At 30.9% G+C, this 18,565-nt stretch carries 21 protein-coding genes, 5 tRNA genes and 1 pseudogene; 8 read left to right on the forward strand and 19 right to left on the reverse strand.

Translation table 11 applies throughout. The annotated features are described in order from the left end of the window. Positions 1-29 precede the first annotated feature (29 nt). The 14 genes and pseudogenes from rplK to nssR form a co-directional block, all read right to left on the reverse strand. Positions 30-455, reverse strand: coding sequence for a 50S ribosomal protein L11 (rplK, locus tag AJ889_RS04040; protein WP_002779452.1), 426 nt, complete (start codon positions 453-455; stop codon positions 30-32). Positions 456-480: 25 nt separating this feature from the next. Further along, entirely contained in the window at positions 481-1,014 is a 534-nt protein-coding gene (nusG, locus tag AJ889_RS04045; RefSeq protein ID WP_002851098.1) for a transcription termination/antitermination protein NusG, read from the reverse strand. Positions 1,015-1,023: 9 nt separating this feature from the next. Then, positions 1,024-1,203, reverse strand: coding sequence for a preprotein translocase subunit SecE (secE, locus tag AJ889_RS04050; protein ID WP_002869529.1), 180 nt, complete (start codon positions 1,201-1,203; stop codon positions 1,024-1,026). 18 nt (positions 1,204-1,221) lie between these two features. Further along, a tRNA-Trp gene (locus AJ889_RS04055) sits at positions 1,222-1,297 on the reverse strand. 12 nt (positions 1,298-1,309) lie between these two features. Further along, positions 1,310-1,468: a 50S ribosomal protein L33 gene (gene rpmG / locus AJ889_RS04060; RefSeq protein ID WP_002793551.1), complete on the reverse strand. Its 159-nt coding sequence runs from the start codon at positions 1,466-1,468 to the stop codon at positions 1,310-1,312. A 52-nt stretch (positions 1,469-1,520) separates the two neighbouring features. Continuing rightward, positions 1,521-2,720 carry an elongation factor Tu gene (gene tuf / locus AJ889_RS04065; RefSeq protein ID WP_002855271.1) on the reverse strand — a complete coding sequence of 400 codons (1,200 nt, stop codon included), beginning with the start codon at positions 2,718-2,720 and terminating at the stop codon, positions 1,521-1,523. Positions 2,721-2,788: 68 nt separating this feature from the next. Then, a tRNA-Thr gene (locus AJ889_RS04070) sits at positions 2,789-2,863 on the reverse strand. A gap of 104 nt (positions 2,864-2,967) precedes the next feature. Continuing rightward, positions 2,968-3,044 (reverse strand) — tRNA-Gly (locus AJ889_RS04075). Between the two features lie 6 nt (positions 3,045-3,050). Then, positions 3,051-3,136 (reverse strand) — tRNA-Tyr (locus AJ889_RS04080). A 49-nt stretch (positions 3,137-3,185) separates the two neighbouring features. Further along, positions 3,186-3,261, reverse strand: a tRNA-Thr gene (locus AJ889_RS04085). Between the two features lie 91 nt (positions 3,262-3,352). Continuing rightward, a pseudogene (locus AJ889_RS04090) lies at positions 3,353-4,113 on the reverse strand (amino acid ABC transporter ATP-binding protein). A gap of 1 nt (position 4,114) precedes the next feature. After that, complete coding sequence (locus AJ889_RS04095; RefSeq protein ID WP_002864176.1) at positions 4,115-4,771, reverse strand: amino acid ABC transporter permease; 657 nt, start codon at positions 4,769-4,771, stop codon at positions 4,115-4,117. Further along, entirely contained in the window at positions 4,764-5,465 is a 702-nt protein-coding gene (locus tag AJ889_RS04100; RefSeq protein WP_002859029.1) for an amino acid ABC transporter permease, read from the reverse strand. Before AJ889_RS04100 ends, AJ889_RS04095 begins: the two co-directional genes overlap by 8 nt. A 15-nt stretch (positions 5,466-5,480) precedes the next feature. Then, on the reverse strand, positions 5,481-6,077 hold the full coding sequence (nssR, locus tag AJ889_RS04105; protein WP_002859028.1) for a nitrosative stress-sensitive transcriptional regulator NssR: 597 nt from the start codon (positions 6,075-6,077) through the stop codon (positions 5,481-5,483). A gap of 94 nt (positions 6,078-6,171) precedes the next feature. Here nssR and ctb point away from each other — a divergent pair, with 94 nt between their 5' ends. Further along, positions 6,172-6,555 (forward strand): truncated hemoglobin Ctb, encoded by a 384-nt coding sequence (gene ctb / locus AJ889_RS04110; protein WP_002858471.1) that lies wholly within the window; start codon positions 6,172-6,174, stop codon positions 6,553-6,555. Here ctb and recG read toward each other — a convergent pair. From recG to AJ889_RS04125, 3 genes are read right to left on the reverse strand one after another with little or no spacing between them, the layout of a single operon-like run. Beyond that, entirely contained in the window at positions 6,552-8,375 is a 1,824-nt protein-coding gene (recG, locus tag AJ889_RS04115; protein ID WP_002909545.1) for an ATP-dependent DNA helicase RecG, read from the reverse strand. The genes ctb and recG overlap by 4 nt on opposite strands. Continuing rightward, a complete protein-coding gene (locus AJ889_RS04120) occupies positions 8,365-9,585 on the reverse strand; it encodes a pitrilysin family protein (protein WP_002869527.1) in 1,221 nt (406 codons plus the stop codon). Before AJ889_RS04120 ends, recG begins: the two co-directional genes overlap by 11 nt. Next, positions 9,585-10,631, reverse strand: a complete 1,047-nt coding sequence (locus tag AJ889_RS04125; protein WP_002869526.1) for a dehypoxanthine futalosine cyclase — start codon at positions 10,629-10,631, stop codon at positions 9,585-9,587. The genes AJ889_RS04120 and AJ889_RS04125 overlap by 1 nt, the downstream gene beginning before the upstream one ends. A gap of 73 nt (positions 10,632-10,704) precedes the next feature. Between AJ889_RS04125 and AJ889_RS04130 the strand changes: the two genes are divergently transcribed. Beyond that, positions 10,705-11,892 carry an MFS transporter gene (locus AJ889_RS04130; protein WP_002869525.1) on the forward strand — a complete coding sequence of 396 codons (1,188 nt, stop codon included), beginning with the start codon at positions 10,705-10,707 and terminating at the stop codon, positions 11,890-11,892. A 15-nt stretch (positions 11,893-11,907) separates the two neighbouring features. On the opposite strand, the gene nusA is transcribed toward AJ889_RS04130, so the two are convergent. Continuing rightward, positions 11,908-12,996, reverse strand: a complete 1,089-nt coding sequence (gene nusA, locus AJ889_RS04135; protein WP_002859895.1) for a transcription termination factor NusA — start codon at positions 12,994-12,996, stop codon at positions 11,908-11,910. A 126-nt stretch (positions 12,997-13,122) separates the two neighbouring features. Between nusA and AJ889_RS04140 the strand changes: the two genes are divergently transcribed. Genes AJ889_RS04140 through AJ889_RS04165 form a run of 6 tightly spaced genes read left to right on the forward strand, consistent with a single transcriptional unit; the run spans position 13,123 to position 17,269 of the window. Then, on the forward strand, positions 13,123-13,365 hold the full coding sequence (locus AJ889_RS04140; protein ID WP_002851103.1) for an HP0268 family nuclease: 243 nt from the start codon (positions 13,123-13,125) through the stop codon (positions 13,363-13,365). Further along, a complete protein-coding gene (gene miaB / locus AJ889_RS04145) occupies positions 13,362-14,663 on the forward strand; it encodes a tRNA (N6-isopentenyl adenosine(37)-C2)-methylthiotransferase MiaB (protein ID WP_002867613.1) in 1,302 nt (433 codons plus the stop codon). The genes AJ889_RS04140 and miaB overlap by 4 nt, the downstream gene beginning before the upstream one ends. Beyond that, positions 14,647-15,276, forward strand: a complete 630-nt coding sequence (locus AJ889_RS04150) for a lysophospholipid acyltransferase family protein (RefSeq protein WP_002867614.1) — start codon at positions 14,647-14,649, stop codon at positions 15,274-15,276. Before miaB ends, AJ889_RS04150 begins: the two co-directional genes overlap by 17 nt. A 1-nt stretch (position 15,277) precedes the next feature. Continuing rightward, entirely contained in the window at positions 15,278-16,237 is a 960-nt protein-coding gene (locus AJ889_RS04155; RefSeq protein ID WP_002859019.1) for a hypothetical protein, read from the forward strand. Further along, complete coding sequence (locus tag AJ889_RS04160) at positions 16,234-16,761, forward strand: hypothetical protein (RefSeq protein WP_032584731.1); 528 nt, start codon at positions 16,234-16,236, stop codon at positions 16,759-16,761. Before AJ889_RS04155 ends, AJ889_RS04160 begins: the two co-directional genes overlap by 4 nt. Further along, positions 16,751-17,269, forward strand: coding sequence for a hypothetical protein (locus AJ889_RS04165; RefSeq protein ID WP_002867617.1), 519 nt, complete (start codon positions 16,751-16,753; stop codon positions 17,267-17,269). The genes AJ889_RS04160 and AJ889_RS04165 overlap by 11 nt, the downstream gene beginning before the upstream one ends. Here AJ889_RS04165 and thiC read toward each other — a convergent pair. Further along, the gene (gene thiC / locus AJ889_RS04170; protein ID WP_002859891.1) at positions 17,261-18,553 is read right to left on the reverse strand and encodes a phosphomethylpyrimidine synthase ThiC; all 1,293 of its coding nucleotides are present in this window, start codon (positions 18,551-18,553) and stop codon (positions 17,261-17,263) included. The two genes, AJ889_RS04165 and thiC, sit on opposite strands and share 9 nt — an antisense overlap. Positions 18,554-18,565 lie beyond the last annotated feature (12 nt).

Genomic DNA, 18,565 nt, shown 5'->3' on the forward strand with positions numbered 1-18,565 from the left:
TACCGCCTTTTACCTTGGCGGTGAAAGGATTAATCTACGATTTCAACACCCATAGAACGAGCTGAACCTGCAATAATTTTAGCAGCTTGATCTCTATCTTTAGTATTTAAATCTGCAATTTTCTTATCTACTATTTCTAAAACTTGAGCACGAGTTAACTTACCCACCTTATTTTTAAGTGGATTATCCGTACCTTTAGAAATTCCAGCTGCTTTTTTGATCAAATCCGTAGCTGGCGGTTGTTTTGTAATAAAAGTAAAACTTTTATCTGCATAAACAGTGATAACAACAGGGATATTAAAACCTGCCATATCTTTTGTTCTTTCATTAAAAGCCTTACAAAACTCCATAATATTAACACCTTGCTGACCCAAAGCAGGACCAACAGGTGGTGATGGGTTTGCTTTTGTGGCAGCAATTTGCAATTTAATTTCGCCTACGACTTTTTTAGCCATAACAAATCTCCTTACTTGATATAAATTAAATTATTTTCTCAACTTGAGAATATAAGATCTCCACTGGAGTTGAACGTCCAAAAATAGAAACATTTAATTTTAATAAACCACGAACCATATCATACTCTTCTACAATTGCAGTAAAGTTTGCAAATGGCCCTTCTGTGATTCTCACATTTTCCCCTTCTTCAAAAGAAATCTTTGGTTTAGGCGCTGCACGATTGTGAACTTTTTCCAAAATCAAATTAATATCTTTTTCTGTTAAAGGGGTTGGCTTTTTGGATTCTCCAATAAAACGACCAACCTTTGGAAGAGATTGAATGCGATGCCAAAGCTCTGTATTTAAATCAAGAAGTGCAAAAACGTATCCTGAATACAAACTTCTTTCGCTAATCTTCTCCTTTCCATTCTTAAATTCAATAACATCTTCAGTTGGAACAACAATTTCTTTAAGTTGTTCTTCAATTCCGTTATCTTTTACTAAATTTTCAATGGCTCTTTTAACTGCCATTTCACTGCCAGCATAAGTTTGAATTGCATACCATTTATGAGTACTCATTTACTCTCCTTATACGATCGCAGAAACAATAGAGGACATAAGCCAATCCACTAACGCCAAAAACAAAGAAATCACCACAACAACCACAAAAACTGTAATATAGGCATTTCTTACCTGTTCTTTTAAAGGAAAAATTACTTTCCTTAATTCGGCTTTTGATAATTTAAAATAAGTTATTAATTTTTCCATTTATTTAAACCTTAATTATGGCAGGGCAAGAGGGATTCGAACCCCCAACCATCGGATTTGGAATCCGGCGCTCTACCGTTGGAGCTATTGCCCTAAGGGCGCAAGCTTAACTTTTTAACTTAACTTCTTTGTGAAGTGTATGTTTTTTTAATCTTGGGCAATATTTTTTTAATTCTAATTTTTCAGTAGTATTTTTACTATTTTTATAGGTGCTATAATTAATATCACCACATTCTTCACACTTTAAACCAACTTTAATTCTCATTTCAATTTTCCTTAAAAAATTAAAGCCAAGCTTTTAACTTGGCTTTATTAAATTATTTAATAATTTTAGAAACAACACCTGAACCAACAGTTTTACCACCTTCACGAATAGCAAAACGAGTTCCTTCTTCAAGTGCTACTGGAGCGATCAAGCTTACAGTAATTCTCACATTTTCACCTGGCATAACCATTTCAACACCATCAGCTAATTTAATCGAACCTGTAACATCAGTTGTTCTTACATAAAACTGTGGTCTATAGTTGTTAAAGAATGGAGTATGTCTACCACCTTCATCTTTATTTAAGATATAAACTTCAGCTTCGAAGTCAGTGTGTGGAGTAATTGATTTTGGTTTAGCAAGAACCATACCACGGATAACTTCTTCTTTTTTAGTACCACGAAGAAGAACACCTACATTATCTCCTGCTTCGCCTTGATCCATTTCTTTTCTGAACATTTCAACACCTGTTACAGTTGTTGTTTGAGTATCTTTAATACCAACGATTTCGATAGTATCACCTACTTTTACAACACCTTTTTCAATTCTACCTGTAACAACAGTACCACGACCTGAAATTGAGAAAACGTCTTCAATTGGCATCAAGAAGTCTTTTTCAGTATCACGAGTTGGAGTTGGAATATAGCTATCAACTGCAGCCATAAGATCCATAATTTTTGCTGACCATTCACCATCTTGTCCAGCTTTAGCTTCTTCAAGAGCTTTTAAAGCAGAACCAGAAATAATAGGTGTATCATCGCCTGGGAAATCATAAGAGCTTAATAATTCTCTAATTTCCATTTCAACTAACTCTAAAAGTTCAGCATCATCAACCATATCTGCTTTATTCATAAAAACAACAATATATGGAACGCCTACTTGACGAGAAAGAAGAATGTGCTCTCTAGTTTGTGGCATAGGGCCATCTGCAGCAGAAACAACCAAGATCGCTCCATCCATTTGTGCAGCACCTGTAATCATGTTTTTAACATAATCTGCGTGACCTGGGCAGTCAACGTGTGCATAGTGACGATTGTCTGTTTCATATTCAATATGAGAAGTAGCAATAGTAATACCACGCTCTTTTTCTTCTGGAGCATTATCGATATTATCATAATCTTTAAGCTCTGCTAAACCTCTTCTAGAAAGAACAGCAGAAATAGCAGCTGTTAAAGTAGTTTTACCATGGTCAACGTGACCAATAGTACCAATATTTACGTGTGGCTTATTACGTGAAAATTTTTCTTTAGCCATTTTTTTCCTCCGTATAAAAAATAAATTGAGCAAAGCAAGTCTTATATCTATATAATTTTTTCAATTCATGGAGCTCATAGCGGGAATTGAACCCGCGACCTCTCCCTTACCAAGGGAGTGCTCTACCTCTGAGCCATACGAGCGCTCAGAAAAATTATACACAATAACAGACAACAAAAACTCTTAAATGGGATATATACTGTAAGTTAAAGGTTTTAAAATACAGCTCCCAGTTCTTTTAAATTATTGGAGCGGGAAACGGGACTCGAACCCGCGACCCTCAGCTTGGAAGGCTGATGCTCTAACCAACTGAGCTACTCCCGCAAAGCATGGTGGTGAGTCGTGGATTCGAACCACGGAAGGCGAAAGCCAGCAGATTTACAGTCTGCCCTCGTTGGCCACTTGAGTAACTCACCATAAAAATATTGCTTTTTCAATATTCTGGTCAAACACTGCTAAAATAAATGGAGCTGGTTAAGGGACTTGAACCCCCGACCTGCTGCTTACAAGGCAGCTGCTCTACCAACTGAGCTAAACCAGCAAAAATAAAAGTAAGATTATAACTCAAAAAAAAAATTTTGTCAAGACTTTTTTAGTTTTTCTATAAAATTTTAGTCTTGTAAATTTTATTATCATAAACCAATATTATTTTTATCTATTTATGATAATCAAATAAATTTAAAAATTTCTTTGCTCTTTCGCTTTTTGGATTTTTAAAAAAACTTTTAGGATCATTTTCTTCGATGATTTTTCCTTTATCCATAAAAATAATTTTATCTGCTACAGCTTTAGCAAAACCCATTTCATGAGTAACAATAAGCATAGTCATACCCTCTTTTGCAAGATTTAACATCACTTCTAAAACTTCTCTGACAATCTCAGGATCCAGCGCTGCTGTAACCTCATCAAAAAGCATTAACTCAGGATTCATGCATAAACTTCTTACTATGGCAATTCTTTGCTTTTGTCCTCCGCTAAGTTCTCTTGGATAAGCATGAATTTTATGCAAAAGCCCCACCTTTTCAAGCCAAATTTTAGCCTCTTTTAAAACCTCATCTTTCTTTCTTTTTTGCACTTTCATAGGCCCTAGAAGTATATTTTCTTCAACACTTAAATGCTCAAAAAGCTCATAAGATTGAAAAACCATACCAACTTTTTGACGCATTCTTGGCCATTCTTTAAAATCTTTATCTATTTTCTCATTATCAATATAAATATTACCACTTGCAATCTCTTCAAGCCCATTAATACAACGCAAAAGCGTAGATTTTCCACATCCGCTAGGACCTAAAATCACCACAACTTCTTTAGCCTTAACTTCCAAATTAATATCTTTTAAGGCGTGATGCGAACCATAATACTTTTGTAAATTTTCTATTTTTAGTATACTCATTTTAGCTCCATTTTTTCTCTAATTTTCTTGAATATAAAGTGATAGGATAACAAAGTATAAAAAAGATAAAAAAAATCAAACCATAAATAATAAAAGGTGCAAAATCATTTCTATTATGAAATTCTATAATTTGTTGCCCTACTTTTACAAGCTCTACCGCGCCGATTAAATAAGCAAAGGTTGTACTTTTAATCATACGAGTAAGTAAATTCATGCTCATAGGAGTTAAACGACGCATAGCTTGTGGAATAATAACATAAGCAAAACTTTGCACCGTATTTAAACCTAAAGATGATGCACTTTCATACTGATGTTTTGGAATACTCTGCAAGGAAACACGCACCAAATCCATCATCTCAAAACAACCCCAAATGCTAAAAACAATAATAGCTGCACTTACAGAACTCAAATCCCACCCAAACCATCTAGGAAAACCAAAATACACCACAAAAAGCCATACTAAAAGTGGCATAACACGCACAAATTCTAAACCCAAACGACAAAAAGCATAGATATAGGTATTTTTAAAACTCATTAAAATTCCTAAAAATAACCCACCTATCGAAGTAATAATAATGCTGATAAATGAAATTTCAAGAGTGACAAAAAGCCCTTGCCAGAGTCTTAAAAGCGTATCGGTATTTAAAAGTTCAAGCATGAAGCAACCTTTTTTCAAACTTTAGCAAAATAAAAGACAAAGGTAAAATAATGCATAAATATCCCATAAACAACAAAAACAATAGCTCATCTGTCTTATAGGTTAAGGAATTTAAACTCTTCATTAAATTCACCAAATCTGGCAAGGCAATAATACTAACGACTGAAGTTTCTTTGATTAAAAATATAATATTAGCACTAATACTTGGCATAGAAATAGCCAAAGCTTGCGGCAAAATCACATAACGCAAATTTCCAAATTTTGAAAAACCCAAAGAAAGTCCCGCTTCAAACTGCTGTTTTCTTATGGCTTCAAATCCCGCTCTTAAACTTTCAGCCATATAAGAACCTCCTAAAAAACTAAGTCCTACTATAACACAAGCAAAAGAAGGCCTTAAAGTTTCTTCTACGCTTAAGCAAATCAAATCAAGCGGTGGAATTTGCTCTAAATGTATATTAAATTTAGGTAAAGCATAATATAAGAAAAAAAGTTGAATTAATAAAGGCGTATTTCTTGAAAACTCTATATAAAGCTTGCAAATATTTTCTAAAATTTTTATTTTAAAATAACTCATTAAAATACAAAACAAACCTATTATCAAAGAAAAAATAATTCCAAAAAAGCTTAGTTTTATCGTAAGCCAAGCAGCCGTTAAAAAAGCAGGAGCTTGAGCTAATATAAAATCAAAATCCATTCTCTACCTTAAATTTTACCAAAGTTCTTTCATGATCATATCTTTATTTAAAATTTCAATTCTACCTTTTTTTGTATCAATAAGTTCTGAAATTTTAAGTTCTTTTAACACTCGAGATAAAGATTGTGCTCTAACATTTAAATCAATTGCAATTTGTTTTTGTGAAATTGTATCTAAATTTTTTTCATTTTCCAAAAGATACTTTAATAATCTCGTCCTTAAATCTAATGCATTTTGAGATAATTTCTTTTCTAAAATTTTAATTTTATCAAAAAGTGAACTGATAAGTAAAAAATTGAATTCTTTATTTTCACTGCATAAATTTTGAAAATTAATAAAATCAATTTCCAAAATTTCTCCATCCTCTTCAAAAACAGCATTAGCAGGATAATTTAATTTTTTAAAAGCAGGCATTTCTGCTATAAAATTTGGAGGATTAAAATAATGCAAAGTAATTTCTTTATCACTTGCTGTACTTTTATAAATGCGTATTTTTCCCTTGAGTAAAATAAAAAATTTTTTAGCCTCTTCGCCTTCATAAAATAAAATACTATTTTTTTGAAATTTTTTTAATTTTCCTACACTAGATAAAAGTTCTAAATAATCTTTCATTATATAATATTTCCATTCTTAACTTATGTTAAATTTAATTTATCTTATTTTTGCTATATTAACGCCATAAAATTAACATTTAAGAAAGGCTTATATGAAATTTGAAACAATTAATCAAGAAAGCATAGCAAAACTCATGGAAATATTTTATGAAAAAGTTAGAAAAGATAAGGATTTAGGTCCTATTTTTAACAATGCTATTGGAACAAGCGATGAAGAATGGAAAGAACATAAAGCAAAAATAGGAAATTTTTGGGCAGGTATGCTTTTAGGCGAAGGTGATTATAATGGGCAACCCTTAAAAAAGCACTTAGATCTACCTCCTTTTCCTCAAGAGTTTTTTGAAATTTGGCTAAAACTTTTTGAAGAAAGTTTAAATATAGTTTATAATGAAGAAATGAAAAATGTCATTTTACAGCGTGCACAAATGATAGCTTCACATTTTCAAAATATGCTTTACAAGTACGGCGGACATTAATTTGGCAATTTTTTTGCCAAATCTTTTTTTGCCTTTTCTAAAATCTCCTCATCCTTGGAAAAATCAAAAAATTTAAACTCATTTCCATGTTGCATAAAACCATCGAGCAAATCTCCACTCAAACGATTTTTAAGATCAAGCTCTGCTATTTTAAACCCATCTAAAGTGCTAGCAAATTCTTTTAAACGACTCGGAATTTCTTTAAGCTTAGTATAAAGATAGCAAGTACTTTTAAGTCCTACACGACCTACACGGCCACGAAGTTGATGTAAAGTAGCAAGTCCTAAACGTTCCGCTCCTACAATCACTATCATACTCAATCTTGGCAAAGAAATGCCCACTTCCACCACTGTAGTGCTTAGTAAAATATTTCCCTCATCTCTAAAACGCTCTAAAATTTCATCTTTTTGTTTATCTTTCCCATGAGTTACAAAAACTTTTTCATAGTGACTCTGCCAATATTCTTTAGCCTGCTCTAAAGAAAGATAAGGAATATTATCACTAGCACTCACTAAGGGATAAATAATGATAATTTGATGATTTTTAGCGATTTCTTCTTTGATCTTCTCGCTAAGCTTAGAAAAGCCTTCATTTTGTATACAATAAGTTGTGATATCTTTTTTAAAAGGCATTTGTTTAATGAAACTAAAATTTAAAAGTTCAGATTGTATCATGCTTAAAGTTCTTGGAATAGGCGTAGCCGAAAACTGTATAAAATGAGGGGCAAATTCTTGTTTACTTAAAGAATGAATTTTCTCACGCTGAGCTGATCCAAAACGATGTTGTTCGTCTATCATTACAAGTACGGCATTATGGCTTTCTAAATGAATTAAAGCATGAGTGCCTATAACAAGATTTGCTTTTTGGATATTTTGTTCTAAATCTTTTTCTTTTTTACCCCCTTTAATAAACAAAATATTCATAAAATCAGGTAAAAATTTCTTAGCCTCTTCATAAAGCTGATACGCTAAAATACTAGTAGGTGCCATTAAAATAGCTTGCTTAGGATAAACCATCAAAGCCGCACCAAGTAAAACCAAGGTTTTACCACACCCTACATCACCCATAATCACACGCCTTTTGGCTTCTTTTGAGTGTAAATCTTTTTCTATGTCTTTTAAGGCATTAAGCTGATCTTTAGTAAGAGAAAAAGGCAAATCTTTAAGCCAATTGGCTATATTAAAAACATTGATTTGATGAGCTTTAAAATGCGTTTTTTTAGCTTTTAAACGCTTTAAAAAATTATATATTTCTATATATTTTAAATCTTTGCTAAAATTTTGCAAATTTTCAAACATAAAAAAACTTTTTTCATCATAAGCATGCAAATTTAAAAGAAAATGTATATATTTATCCTCTATGCCACTTTCTTTTAAATTTTCATAATTAAGATATTTATGTATAAAAGCAGCAATTTTTGTATCTTTTAAACCTAAAATTTGATACTTTGGACTAAAACCCTCAAAAGAAGTTAAAATTTTAGGATTGTTAAATTGCCAAGTGTGATTAAAATGCGAGAGTTTAGCATTAAAAATAAGCTCTTTTCCTACCTTACAAATACCAAAATGCCAAGCTCTAGGATGAAAAAACACAAAAGAAATATTTTCTTGCCATTCCTCACAAAAACCTAAACCAAAAAGTTGATTTTTTCTTGAACTAACGCTTTTTATAGTGATTTTTTGGGTGCAAATTTCATTTTCTTTAGGATTTTTACTTGGATTTAAATTTTCAATTTTTTTAGGTAAAAGAAGCGCTAAATCAATAGCACTTCTAATTTTTAATTTTTTAAAAAATTCAAAATCACTTTCTTTAATTTTCATTTTGTATGCTTGCAAAACTTATATTTAAAAGCTCTTGATGTTTTTTAATATAAGCATTCATGGTTTCAAGTTTAACCTTTTCCATAAGTTTTAACTCTTCTTTATAATATCCCAAATTTAAACCTTGATAAAATTCGTTAAAAGACATAGATAAACGCTTGCTTAAGCTTTCATAACGCAAAGGAGTTGATCCTATGAGAAAATTTTTAGCTTGATCAAGTTCATTTTGAGTCATGCCATTTTTTATAAAATCTTCAAAAAGCTCTTTTACGATTTTTTTAGCTTCTTTAGCGCTTTCATTTTTAGTTTGTAAATATCCAAAAACTCTAGAAAAAGACATATTCATATCAAGCATAGCATAAGCTGAGTATGCAAGACCTCTTTTAACACGAATTTCTTCCATAATCCTTGAACCAAATCCTCCTTGCCCTAGAACAAATAATGCAATTTTTGCAAGATATAAATCCTTATCTTTAAAATCAGCAAAAAAAGGTGTAGCAAAATAAATATAAGCTTGTTCACTTTCTGGGCGTAGCAAAATTTCATCTTTGATGTTTTTGCTTAACTCATATTTTTTTGGAGTATTTTTTTTGCCTATTTGAAGTTTTGATAAGAGTTTTAAAAGATCTTCCTTGGCTTGTTTTTCTTCTAAATCTCCTCCTAAAATCACAACCAAATCACTAAGATGAATAAAATTTTTATAAAAATTTTGTAAATCTTTTAAAGACAAAGTTTCTATACTTTTTTCATCTCCATCGTTTGGACTTTGAAATTCTTTACATTTAAAAATTTGAGCATTGAGTAAATTTTTTGCTAAATAATCAAAATCACTATTTTTACTCGCAAGTTCACCTAAGGCATTGATTTTTAATTTTTGCAAAATTTTTTCTTCTATTCTTGGTTTTAAAAGCAATTTTTCTAAACTCTTTAAAGCAAAATCAAAATTTTCTTTCAAGCAAGAAAGATTGATTTCCAAACTTTCAAAACCACTACTTGCCTCTAAATTTATCGCTCTAAATTCTAAATCCTTAAAAAATTTATCATCCACGCCTTCATTTAAAATACGTGAAAACATCTTAGCTAAGCCTGCTATTTCATCATAACTTCTAGCACAATTTCTAAAAACAAGCTTTAAAACAACAATAGGAAAATCAGAATTTTTTTCAAAAATAAAAGGGATTTTAATACCCCTACTCTCTAAATACTGCATTAAAACCTTTCTAAAATTTCATAAGCGGTATTGCGTTTAGCTGGATTTTCGCCTAAACTTCTAATCAGCCTTATCATCTCATCTTGATTCATTCTATAACTTGCTCCTGCGGCACTTACTACATTTTCTTCCATCATGGTTGAGCCTAAATCATTGGCCCCAAATTTTAAAGCAAGTTGACCTATAAGCGAGCCTTGAGTTACCCAAGAACTTTGCAAATTTTTAAAATTATCTAAATAAAGTCTTGCTAAAGCTAAAAGTCTTAAATACTTGTTAGAACTTTGTTTCATAATCTCTGGATGTTTTTGGATTAAAGCAGTATTATCACTTTGAAAGCTCCATAAAATAAAAGCTCTAAATCCCCCTGTTTCATCTTGCAATTTTCTCAAATACTCAAAATGATCGATGATTTCTTTATCATTTTCAACCGTTCCAAACATCATAGTAGCTGTACTTTTCATACCGATTTTATGAGCTTGGCGATGTACTTCTAACCAAGTAGCTGTATCACATTTATTTGGTGCGATAATATCACGCACCCTATCGCTTAGCACCTCAGCACCTGCTCCTGGTATAGAAAATAAACCTTTAGCTTGTAGTCTTTGAAGTACTTCAGTAATTGAAATTTTAGATGCCTTTGCGATATAAGCGATCTCAACCGCTGAAAAACCATGTACAGTGATATTTGGATAATGTTCTTTTATCCAAGAAACTAATTCTTCATACCATTCTATTTTTAACTTTGGGTGCACCCCGCCTTGAAAAAGAATTTGCGTACCCCCGATAGCTTCAAGCTCTTCTATCTTTTTGCCTATCTCTTCAAAGCTTAAAATATAAGCATCATCTTCTTTATGATGGCGATAAAAAGCGCAAAAAGAACAATCAATACAACAAACATTGGTATAATTAATATTTCTATCTACAACAAAAGTGGTGATTTTTTCAGGATGAAGTTCTAATTTTCTTTTATAAGCCATTTCTCCAAGTTCTGTTAAACTTGCATGGTGTAATAAATCTAAAGCTTCTTTTTTATCCAGTCTTTTCAAAATTTTTCCTTGTTTTTTACATAATTAAAATAATTATAGCATTTAAAATATAAATTATGCTATAGTTTCGCTTATGAATTACATTGAACTATTAAAAAATAATAAAAATATCAGAATATTAGCTTCGGTTCAGTTTATAGTATATTTTGGAGCATGGTTTTCTCAAACAGGAGTTTTTACCCTTTTGGTTGAGCTTAATGCTCCTACTTGGGCAACAGCTACAAGTGCTATGCTTGCTTTTTTACCTGGAGTTTTACTTGCTCCTATTAATGGCGTCATAGTAGAGAAAAATAAACCTAAAAAACTTTTACTCAGCATGATTAGCATAGAATTAATTTCTATTTTTTGTCTTATTTTTGTCACAAGTCTTAGTATGCTTTGGCTTTTATTTATTTTAATTTTCATAAGACTTTGTGTTGCTTCGATTTATTTTCAAGCTGAAATGAGTTTATTGGCCAAAATTTTAACTCCTCAAGAACTTAAACTCGCTAATGAAATGCACAGTGTCATTTGGGCGATTTCTTATACAGCAGGTATGGCAAGTGCGGGAATTTTTATTTATTTTCTAGGAGTTAAAACCGCTTTTCTATTTGACTGTATACTTATACTCATAGGCATTTCTTTTTTAGCAAGATTAAGCATTCCTGATTTTCATCAAAAAACACAAAGTCGCTTTTTTACCATGATAAAAGAAGGATTTTTCTATGTTTTAAACAATAAGATAATTTTTCATCTTATCTTGCTTCACGCTTTTATAGGTTTAACTGCTTATGAAACCTTGGTTACGCTTTTAGCGCAACATCAATATAAAGAAGTTTTATCTGCTGCTTTAGTAATAGGGTTTTTAAATGCGGTACGTGCTTGTTCTTTAGCTATAGGACCTATGGTTTTAAGTAAATTTATTAATAATAAAAATTTATTTTACATGTATCTTGGCCAAGGTTTTGGTATTATACTTTGGGCTTTAACTCAATTTAATTTTTATATTTCTTTTTTAGGTTTAATCGGTGCAGGTTTTTTTACCTCAGCACTTTGGGCTTACACCTACACTATGATACAAAAAAATGCTGACAAAGCATATCATGGTAGAGTGATCGCTTATACAGATATGATTTATCTTAGTTTTAGCGCTATTATTTCAATGCTTATGGGCTTTTTATTTGAAATAGGCTTGAGTTTAGAACTAATTACAGGCTTATTGGGTATGATTTTTATCTTTGCGGCATTTTATTGGAAGTGGTTTTATAAAAAATATTTGTGAAAATTCACAAATATTTTAAATTTTAAACAAATCTTGAAGATTTTTCATTGCTTCTTCATTGCTGATGGCATTATTTAGCTGCGATGAGCTTAATTCATTGAGCTCTATTTCATAACCACTTAACATAGAAGCAAGGCGAATATTAATACCATTTTTTCCTATGGCTTTGCTTTTTTGTTCGCTATTTAAACTTACAATAGCTTTTTTATCTTCAATTTTTACAGAATTTACAATAGCGGGAGCCAAGGCACGAGAAATTAAAATTTCACTCTCATTTGTAAATTCTATACAATCAATATTTTCATTATGAAGCTCTTTGCTTACTGCATTAATTCTTACACCTTTAACACCTACTGTAGCACCTACAGGATCGATATTTGCTCCATTGGCCTGAAGAATGATTTTTGCTCTTTCACCTGGAATTCTAGCACATCCTATAATATTGACATAACCATCTTTGATTTCTGGAACCTCAGCTTCAAGTAAACATTCTAAAAATTTAGGACTTGTACGACTAAGTTCGATTTTAATACCTTTATCTGTATAAACACGGCGTATCACAGCTTTTACCACATCACCTATTTTAAATTTTTCCCCTTTAATGCGATTTTTTCTCGGTAAAAAAGCTCTTAATTCATCTATTTCAATAAAAGTATTTTCTTCATTATCCACTCTAACAACTGTACCAAAAACCATTTGCCCTACTTTGTTTTTATATTTTTCAAAAATAGTTTGTTCTAATAATTTTTGTATATGATATTCAAGTTCTTTATGCAAGGTATTTACCGCAGTTCTTCCTAAATTTTCCAAAGAACATTCATAGGTTAATTCATCTCCTATTTCAACATCTGGAGCTTCTGATTTTGCCTTACTTAACGCGATAAAACTCTCACTTTTATTTTGCAATCTCTCGTCATTATCTGCTACTATGGTAATTTTTTGATAAAGATTTAAATTTTTAGGATCCACAAAAAACTCATATTCTTGTCCATAAATTCTTTTTGCAGTATTGATTAAAGCGGTAGCTACCTTTTCTCTTACATTCTCTAAGTTTAAATTTTTTTCATTAGCAATAGATTCGATAATATCTGCTATCTTTTCCATATTTTATAAAACCTTTTTTGTGGGAAATTTAAAAATGTAGATAAAAATTATATCCTTAATAAGTTTAATTAAAAGTAAAATTTGCTAAAATTATAGATTAAAATGAAAATTCTTAAGGATTTAGCTATGGAATTAAAATTGGCAAGAACTTTGATTAATGAAAAACCTAAAAATATTAGCCTAGAAAAAATCGAAGAGGCTATAGAAAAAGAAGGACAAAAGTTTTTTTATTTTGATAAAGATAATACACACAAACAACTCATTGCCCTTGTAAATCATTTTGAAAAAAAAGGAGTAAGCATTTATCATAGAACCGTAAAATACGGACTTGATGATAATGATTTTATGTATGAGGTACATATTCTTTGAGTGCTAAAAAACTTTTTATCCAAACTTTAGGTTGTGCGATGAATGTTAGAGATTCTGAGCATATGATCGCAGAATTAACACAAAAAGAAAATTACGCACTAACAGAAGATATCAAAGAAGCAGATCTTATTCTTATCAATACCTGTTCAGTGCGTGAAAAACCTGTGCATAAACTTTTCTCAGAAGTAGGTGGTTTTGAAAAAGTTAAAAAAGAAGGTGCTAAAATAGGAGTTTGTGGATGTACTGCATCACATTTAGGAAATGAAATTTTCAAACGTGCTCCTTATGTGGATTTTGTTCTAGGAGCAAGAAATATTTCCAAAATCACTCAAGCTATAAAAACTCCAAAATTTATGGGCGTGGACATAGACTATGATGAAAGTGAATTTGCTTTTGCAGATTTTAGAAATAGTATTTATAAATCCTATATTAATATCTCCATAGGTTGTGATAAACACTGCACTTATTGTATAGTGCCACATACTAGAGGAGATGAAATTTCCATACCTTTTAACATTATCTACAAAGAAGCTCAAAAAGCTGTTGAAAAAGGTGCTAAAGAGATTTTTTTGCTAGGACAAAATGTCAATAACTACGGCAAAAGATTTAGAAACGAGCATAAAAAAATGGACTTTTCAGATCTTTTAGAAGAACTTAGCACCATAGAAGATTTAGAACGCATTCGCTTTACAAGTCCACATCCTTTGCATATGGATGATAAATTTTTAGAAGTTTTTGCCAATAATCCAAAAGTTTGCAAATCCATGCACATGCCTTTACAAAGCGGCTCAAGTGAAATTTTAAAAGCTATGAAGCGTGGCTATACTAAAGAATGGTATTTAAATAGAGCTTTAAAACTTAGAGAACTTTGTCCAAATGTTAGCATTTCTACAGACATTATTGTAGCTTTTCCAGGGGAAAGTGAAAAAGATTTTGAAGAAACTATGGATGTTTTGGAAAAAGTGCGTTTTGAACAAATTTTTTCTTTTAAATACTCCAAACGCCCTTTAACAAAAGCCGCAACCATGCCTAATCAAATCGATGAAGAAACAGCTTCAAGAAGACTTAGCACCTTACAAAATCGTCATAGTGAAATTTTAGATGAAATTGTAAAAAAACAAGAAAATAAAACTTTTAAAGTTTTATTTGAAGAATTAAGAGCAGGCAATAGCATTGCTGGAAGAACAGATAATAATTTTTTAGTTCAAGTTGAAGGTAGCGAAGAACTTTTAGGGCAATTTAAAGAAGTAAAAATAACTAATGCAAAGCGTATGGTTTTATATGGGGAAATCGTTTAAAATCCATTGCTTAACATATATAATTTTCATCTTGCAATGGCTTATTTTTTTAAGCTGTAAAAAGCACTATAAAGGTGAAAAAGTTGACCGTAAAGCTGGTGTGATACTTTTTTGGCATGGAAAATTAGCACTCATGCCTTTTGCGTTTAGACATTATAGACAAAAAAATAAAAAAGCCTATGTCATGATCTCCCACCATAAAGATGGAGAACAAATTGCAAAAATCATCAAGCTTTTCGGTCTTGATACTGTAAGAGGAAGCACTTCAAGGGGTGCTAGCAGTGCACTTAGAGCTGCATTTAAAGTTTTAGAACAAAATGACGATATAGTTATCACGCCCGATGGTCCACGAGGGCCTTATCATAGTATTTCAGATGGTTCTATCATTTTGGCTCAAAAAAAAGAACTAAAGATAAGAATTTTAAACTATGAAGCAAATCGTTTTTGGAAATTTAAAAGTTGGGATAAGATGATCTTGCCAAAACCTTTTAGTAAGATTACTTATAGTCTAAGTGAACCTTTGGATATTTTATCTTTAGATAAAGAAAAAGCTAAAGAATTTCTAATGAAACAATTTGATAAAATTAGCTTAGCTGATCAATTTAAGGAATGAAATGTTATTTTTACTTAAAAAAATATTTCCACAACTTTTTATTAGTATTATTTTAGAAGATAAAAAAAATATTGTAAAAGCTTCTATTTATAGAGGAAATAAACTAATCAGTAGCAATGAAAAAACTTTTGATAAAAGCGAAAATTTACTAGAATACATAAAAAATTTAAGCAAGCATTTCTTATTTTACCACACTGCTTTATTTTTAGATGCCAAAGAACAAGGATTAATACCTAGTACAAATATTCAAGATTGTGAGCACTTTAATATAGGAAAAATCAGCTTACAGCATATTTTGTTTAATAATGGCCTTGTTTATACGGCTACCGAACATGTGGAATATTATAGCGAGCTTTTTGAAGAATATAGAGGTTTAGATTTTTTATATTCCCCTTTTGCTCTTCTTTACTACAATATACAAAAAGAAAAACAGCCTGATGACCAAATTTTACTTTATGGATTTAAGCAAGGACATCTTTTGGCAATTATTGTTGCTAAAGGCAATACTATCTTATACGGTGATTTTAAAATATTTGAGCAAGAATTAGGTTTAGAGCTTGAACTTCCATCAGAAGATAATCAAGAAATTGAAAACAACAACAATGATACTGAAGTTACCCTAGATAACTTCAATGAAGCCTTAAATAATAAATTTGATCTACTTGATCAAGAAAATAATCTTGAAACTTTGAATAATAATGATAATTTTAATCTTGATGAATTAAATCAATTTAGCAATGATATGGAACTATGCCGTTATATTATTACGAGCATTGAAAAATTTTATAATGATGATAAATATGCTGGGGTATTTATCAATGGTATTTTATTATATAGTGAATCAGATATTAACATAAGTGCTATTGATTTTTTAGAAAGTGAAACTTTTTTAGAGATAAAAACGAAACAAATCAACACCTTAGATCTTATGATAGAATTGATGCAAAAGGAGCTTAAATGACTTATAGCTTCATACAGCCAAGAAAAAAACCTATTTTCACACTCTTTGATAAAATTTGGCTAGGACTTTTTGGTTTTAGTATATTATTTATCTTGCTAGTATATTTTACATATACAATAAAAATTGCATTAATCAATAGCTCTATCGATGATGAAAAACAACAAGTTATAGTGCTTCAAAATCAAACTAAGCAAAATGAAATGCTTTATGAAATTTTATTTGATCAAAGCCAAATAGCGAAAAATTTTAACACTCAAAATCAAATTGTTAAAGAAAGCTTAAAAAATCTATTTGATATTATTGTAAAAACTGATAATATTACTCTTGAAAGTGTTGAACAAGACGAATATTCCTTAAAACTTATCGGAGTCACTCCTACAAGAGAAATGTTTACTCTACTTTTAGAAACCCCTTTAAAAAGCATCTTTGATCAAAGCTATACAACCTATTATCGCTTAGATAATGGGTGGTATCGTTTTGTTAGTATTAGTAAACAAATTCCAGGAGTTGCAGATGAAAGATAAAAGTCTAGAAGAAATTGATTTATTAAAGCTTATCATTTGCGCGTTAAGTTTTATAAGCGTTTGCACAGCCTTGATCTTATTTTTACTTTTACCGACATTAAAAAATTATAAACAAGCAAATCTTAGAGAAAATTCACAACTTGCTATCTTAAAAGCCGCTAAATTAAAATTTGACTTTAGTGAAGATAAAATATCAACTCTAAGAAGCGAAAACAACAAAAGTTTAGAGCAATTTGAGCAAAATTTTAATATAGGAAATTTTGATATTTTTTTACAAAAATATTTTCAAAATGTAAAAATTCAAGAAACTAAGCCCGAAAAACAAGAAAAATATCTAAAAAACCGCTTAGCCATTAAAGCGACAATGAACAATCCTAGAAGGCTTTATGATTTTATTGATGCTCTAAAAAACTATAATAACTTAATCAAGCTTGATTATCCACTTAATCTTAAAGCAGGAGAGCAAGGTATCTCTATAGATCTTACTCTCAAAGTTTATTCAAGCTAAACTCACATCTTCGCCTTTTAAAATTTGATTCATAGTATTCATTGCACACATTTTTCCACACATAGAACATGAGTTTAAATCATCAGGACGACGCTCATTAAACATTTTTTTGGCCTTTTCTCCATCAATAGCAAGTTTAAACATTTTCTCCCAATCTATCTCTTGCCTAGCCTTACTCATCTCATCATCTCTTGCTCTTTCTTTTGGAAGTTTAGCTATATCTCCTGCATGAGCTGCAATTTTAGTCGCAACTATACCCTCTCTAACATCTTCTAAATTTGGAAGTCTTAAGTGTTCAGCAGGTGTTACATAACACAGCATATCAGCACCGCTAGCTGCAGCCACAGCTCCTCCAATAGCACCACTAATATGATCATACCCTGCGCCAATATCTATTACCAAAGGTCCTAAGACATAAAAAGGCGCTCCTTTACATAAACGCTTTTCTAATTGCATATTTGCCTCTATTTCATTAATAGCCATATGCCCTGGACCTTCTATCATTACTTGAATCCCAACATCCCAAGCCCTTTGAGTAAGGAGTGATAATTCTATAAGTTCTGAAATTTGTGCCCCATCACTTGCATCGTGAGTAGAGCCAGGACGCAAAGCATCGCCCAAAGATAAAGTTACATCGTATTTTAAACAAATGTCAAGCAAATCATCATAATACTCAAAAAAAGGATTTTCAGCATCTTTCATCATCATCCAAGCATAAAGTACAGAGCCTCCTCTTGAAACTATATTTGTAAGTCTTTTACTTTGTTTAAAAATATGCGCTGCGCGAGAATTAATACCTGCATGAATTGTCATAAAATCAACCCCACTTTTAGCATGATGATATACAACATCTAAAAAGTCTTTAGCACCAATTTGTTTTAAATCTTTTTCTAAAAATCCTACTGCATCATATACAGGAACTGTTCCTATCATAGCTTTTGAAACATTAACAAGCTCGTCTCTAAAACGACTTGTTTTGCCATAATTGCTTAAGTCCATAATCGCTTCTATGCCAAATTTATGAGCAAGCTCTACTTTTTTCATTTCCTCGCTATAATCAACGCAATCATTTGAAACTCCTAAATTTACATTAACCTTAGTACGCAGTCCAAAACCTATACCATTTGGATCAAGACTTTTATGATTAATATTTGCAGGGATAATAATTTTACCGCAAGCAATATTTTCAAGCAAAAAATCTTTACTTAAATTTTCTTTTTGTGCAACAATCTGCATTTCTTTAGTAAAAATACCTTCTTTCGCATAATTCATTTGAGTTTTCATAAATTTATCCTT

Origin of the sequence: Campylobacter sp. BCW_6468, from assembly GCF_001762865.1 — a bacterium.
GTDB lineage: Bacteria > Campylobacterota > Campylobacteria > Campylobacterales > Campylobacteraceae > Campylobacter_D > Campylobacter_D jejuni.

What these genes read in the sequence shown, in the direction of transcription:
- rplK (WP_002779452.1), bottom strand. Translation starts at nt 455, where the DNA reads ATGGCTAAAAAAGTCGTAGGCGAAATTAAATTGCAAATTGCTGCCACA.
- nusG (WP_002851098.1), bottom strand. Translation starts at nt 1,014, where the DNA reads ATGAGTACTCATAAATGGTATGCAATTCAAACTTATGCTGGCAGTGAA.
- secE (WP_002869529.1), bottom strand. Translation starts at nt 1,203, where the DNA reads ATGGAAAAATTAATAACTTATTTTAAATTATCAAAAGCCGAATTAAGG.
- rpmG (WP_002793551.1), bottom strand. Translation starts at nt 1,468, where the DNA reads ATGAGAATTAAAGTTGGTTTAAAGTGTGAAGAATGTGGTGATATTAAT.
- tuf (WP_002855271.1), bottom strand. Translation starts at nt 2,720, where the DNA reads ATGGCTAAAGAAAAATTTTCACGTAATAAGCCACACGTAAATATTGGT.
- AJ889_RS04095 (WP_002864176.1), bottom strand. Translation starts at nt 4,771, where the DNA reads ATGCTTGAACTTTTAAATACCGATACGCTTTTAAGACTCTGGCAAGGG.
- AJ889_RS04100 (WP_002859029.1), bottom strand. Translation starts at nt 5,465, where the DNA reads ATGGATTTTGATTTTATATTAGCTCAAGCTCCTGCTTTTTTAACGGCT.
- nssR (WP_002859028.1), bottom strand. Translation starts at nt 6,077, where the DNA reads ATGAAAGATTATTTAGAACTTTTATCTAGTGTAGGAAAATTAAAAAAA.
- ctb (WP_002858471.1), top strand. Translation starts at nt 6,172, where the DNA reads ATGAAATTTGAAACAATTAATCAAGAAAGCATAGCAAAACTCATGGAA.
- recG (WP_002909545.1), bottom strand. Translation starts at nt 8,375, where the DNA reads ATGAAAATTAAAGAAAGTGATTTTGAATTTTTTAAAAAATTAAAAATT.
- AJ889_RS04120 (WP_002869527.1), bottom strand. Translation starts at nt 9,585, where the DNA reads ATGCAGTATTTAGAGAGTAGGGGTATTAAAATCCCTTTTATTTTTGAA.
- AJ889_RS04130 (WP_002869525.1), top strand. Translation starts at nt 10,705, where the DNA reads ATGAATTACATTGAACTATTAAAAAATAATAAAAATATCAGAATATTA.
- nusA (WP_002859895.1), bottom strand. Translation starts at nt 12,996, where the DNA reads ATGGAAAAGATAGCAGATATTATCGAATCTATTGCTAATGAAAAAAAT.
- AJ889_RS04140 (WP_002851103.1), top strand. Translation starts at nt 13,123, where the DNA reads ATGGAATTAAAATTGGCAAGAACTTTGATTAATGAAAAACCTAAAAAT.
- AJ889_RS04150 (WP_002867614.1), top strand. Translation starts at nt 14,647, where the DNA reads ATGGGGAAATCGTTTAAAATCCATTGCTTAACATATATAATTTTCATC.
- AJ889_RS04155 (WP_002859019.1), top strand. Translation starts at nt 15,278, where the DNA reads ATGTTATTTTTACTTAAAAAAATATTTCCACAACTTTTTATTAGTATT.
- AJ889_RS04160 (WP_032584731.1), top strand. Translation starts at nt 16,234, where the DNA reads ATGACTTATAGCTTCATACAGCCAAGAAAAAAACCTATTTTCACACTC.
- AJ889_RS04165 (WP_002867617.1), top strand. Translation starts at nt 16,751, where the DNA reads ATGAAAGATAAAAGTCTAGAAGAAATTGATTTATTAAAGCTTATCATT.
- thiC (WP_002859891.1), bottom strand. Translation starts at nt 18,553, where the DNA reads ATGAAAACTCAAATGAATTATGCGAAAGAAGGTATTTTTACTAAAGAA.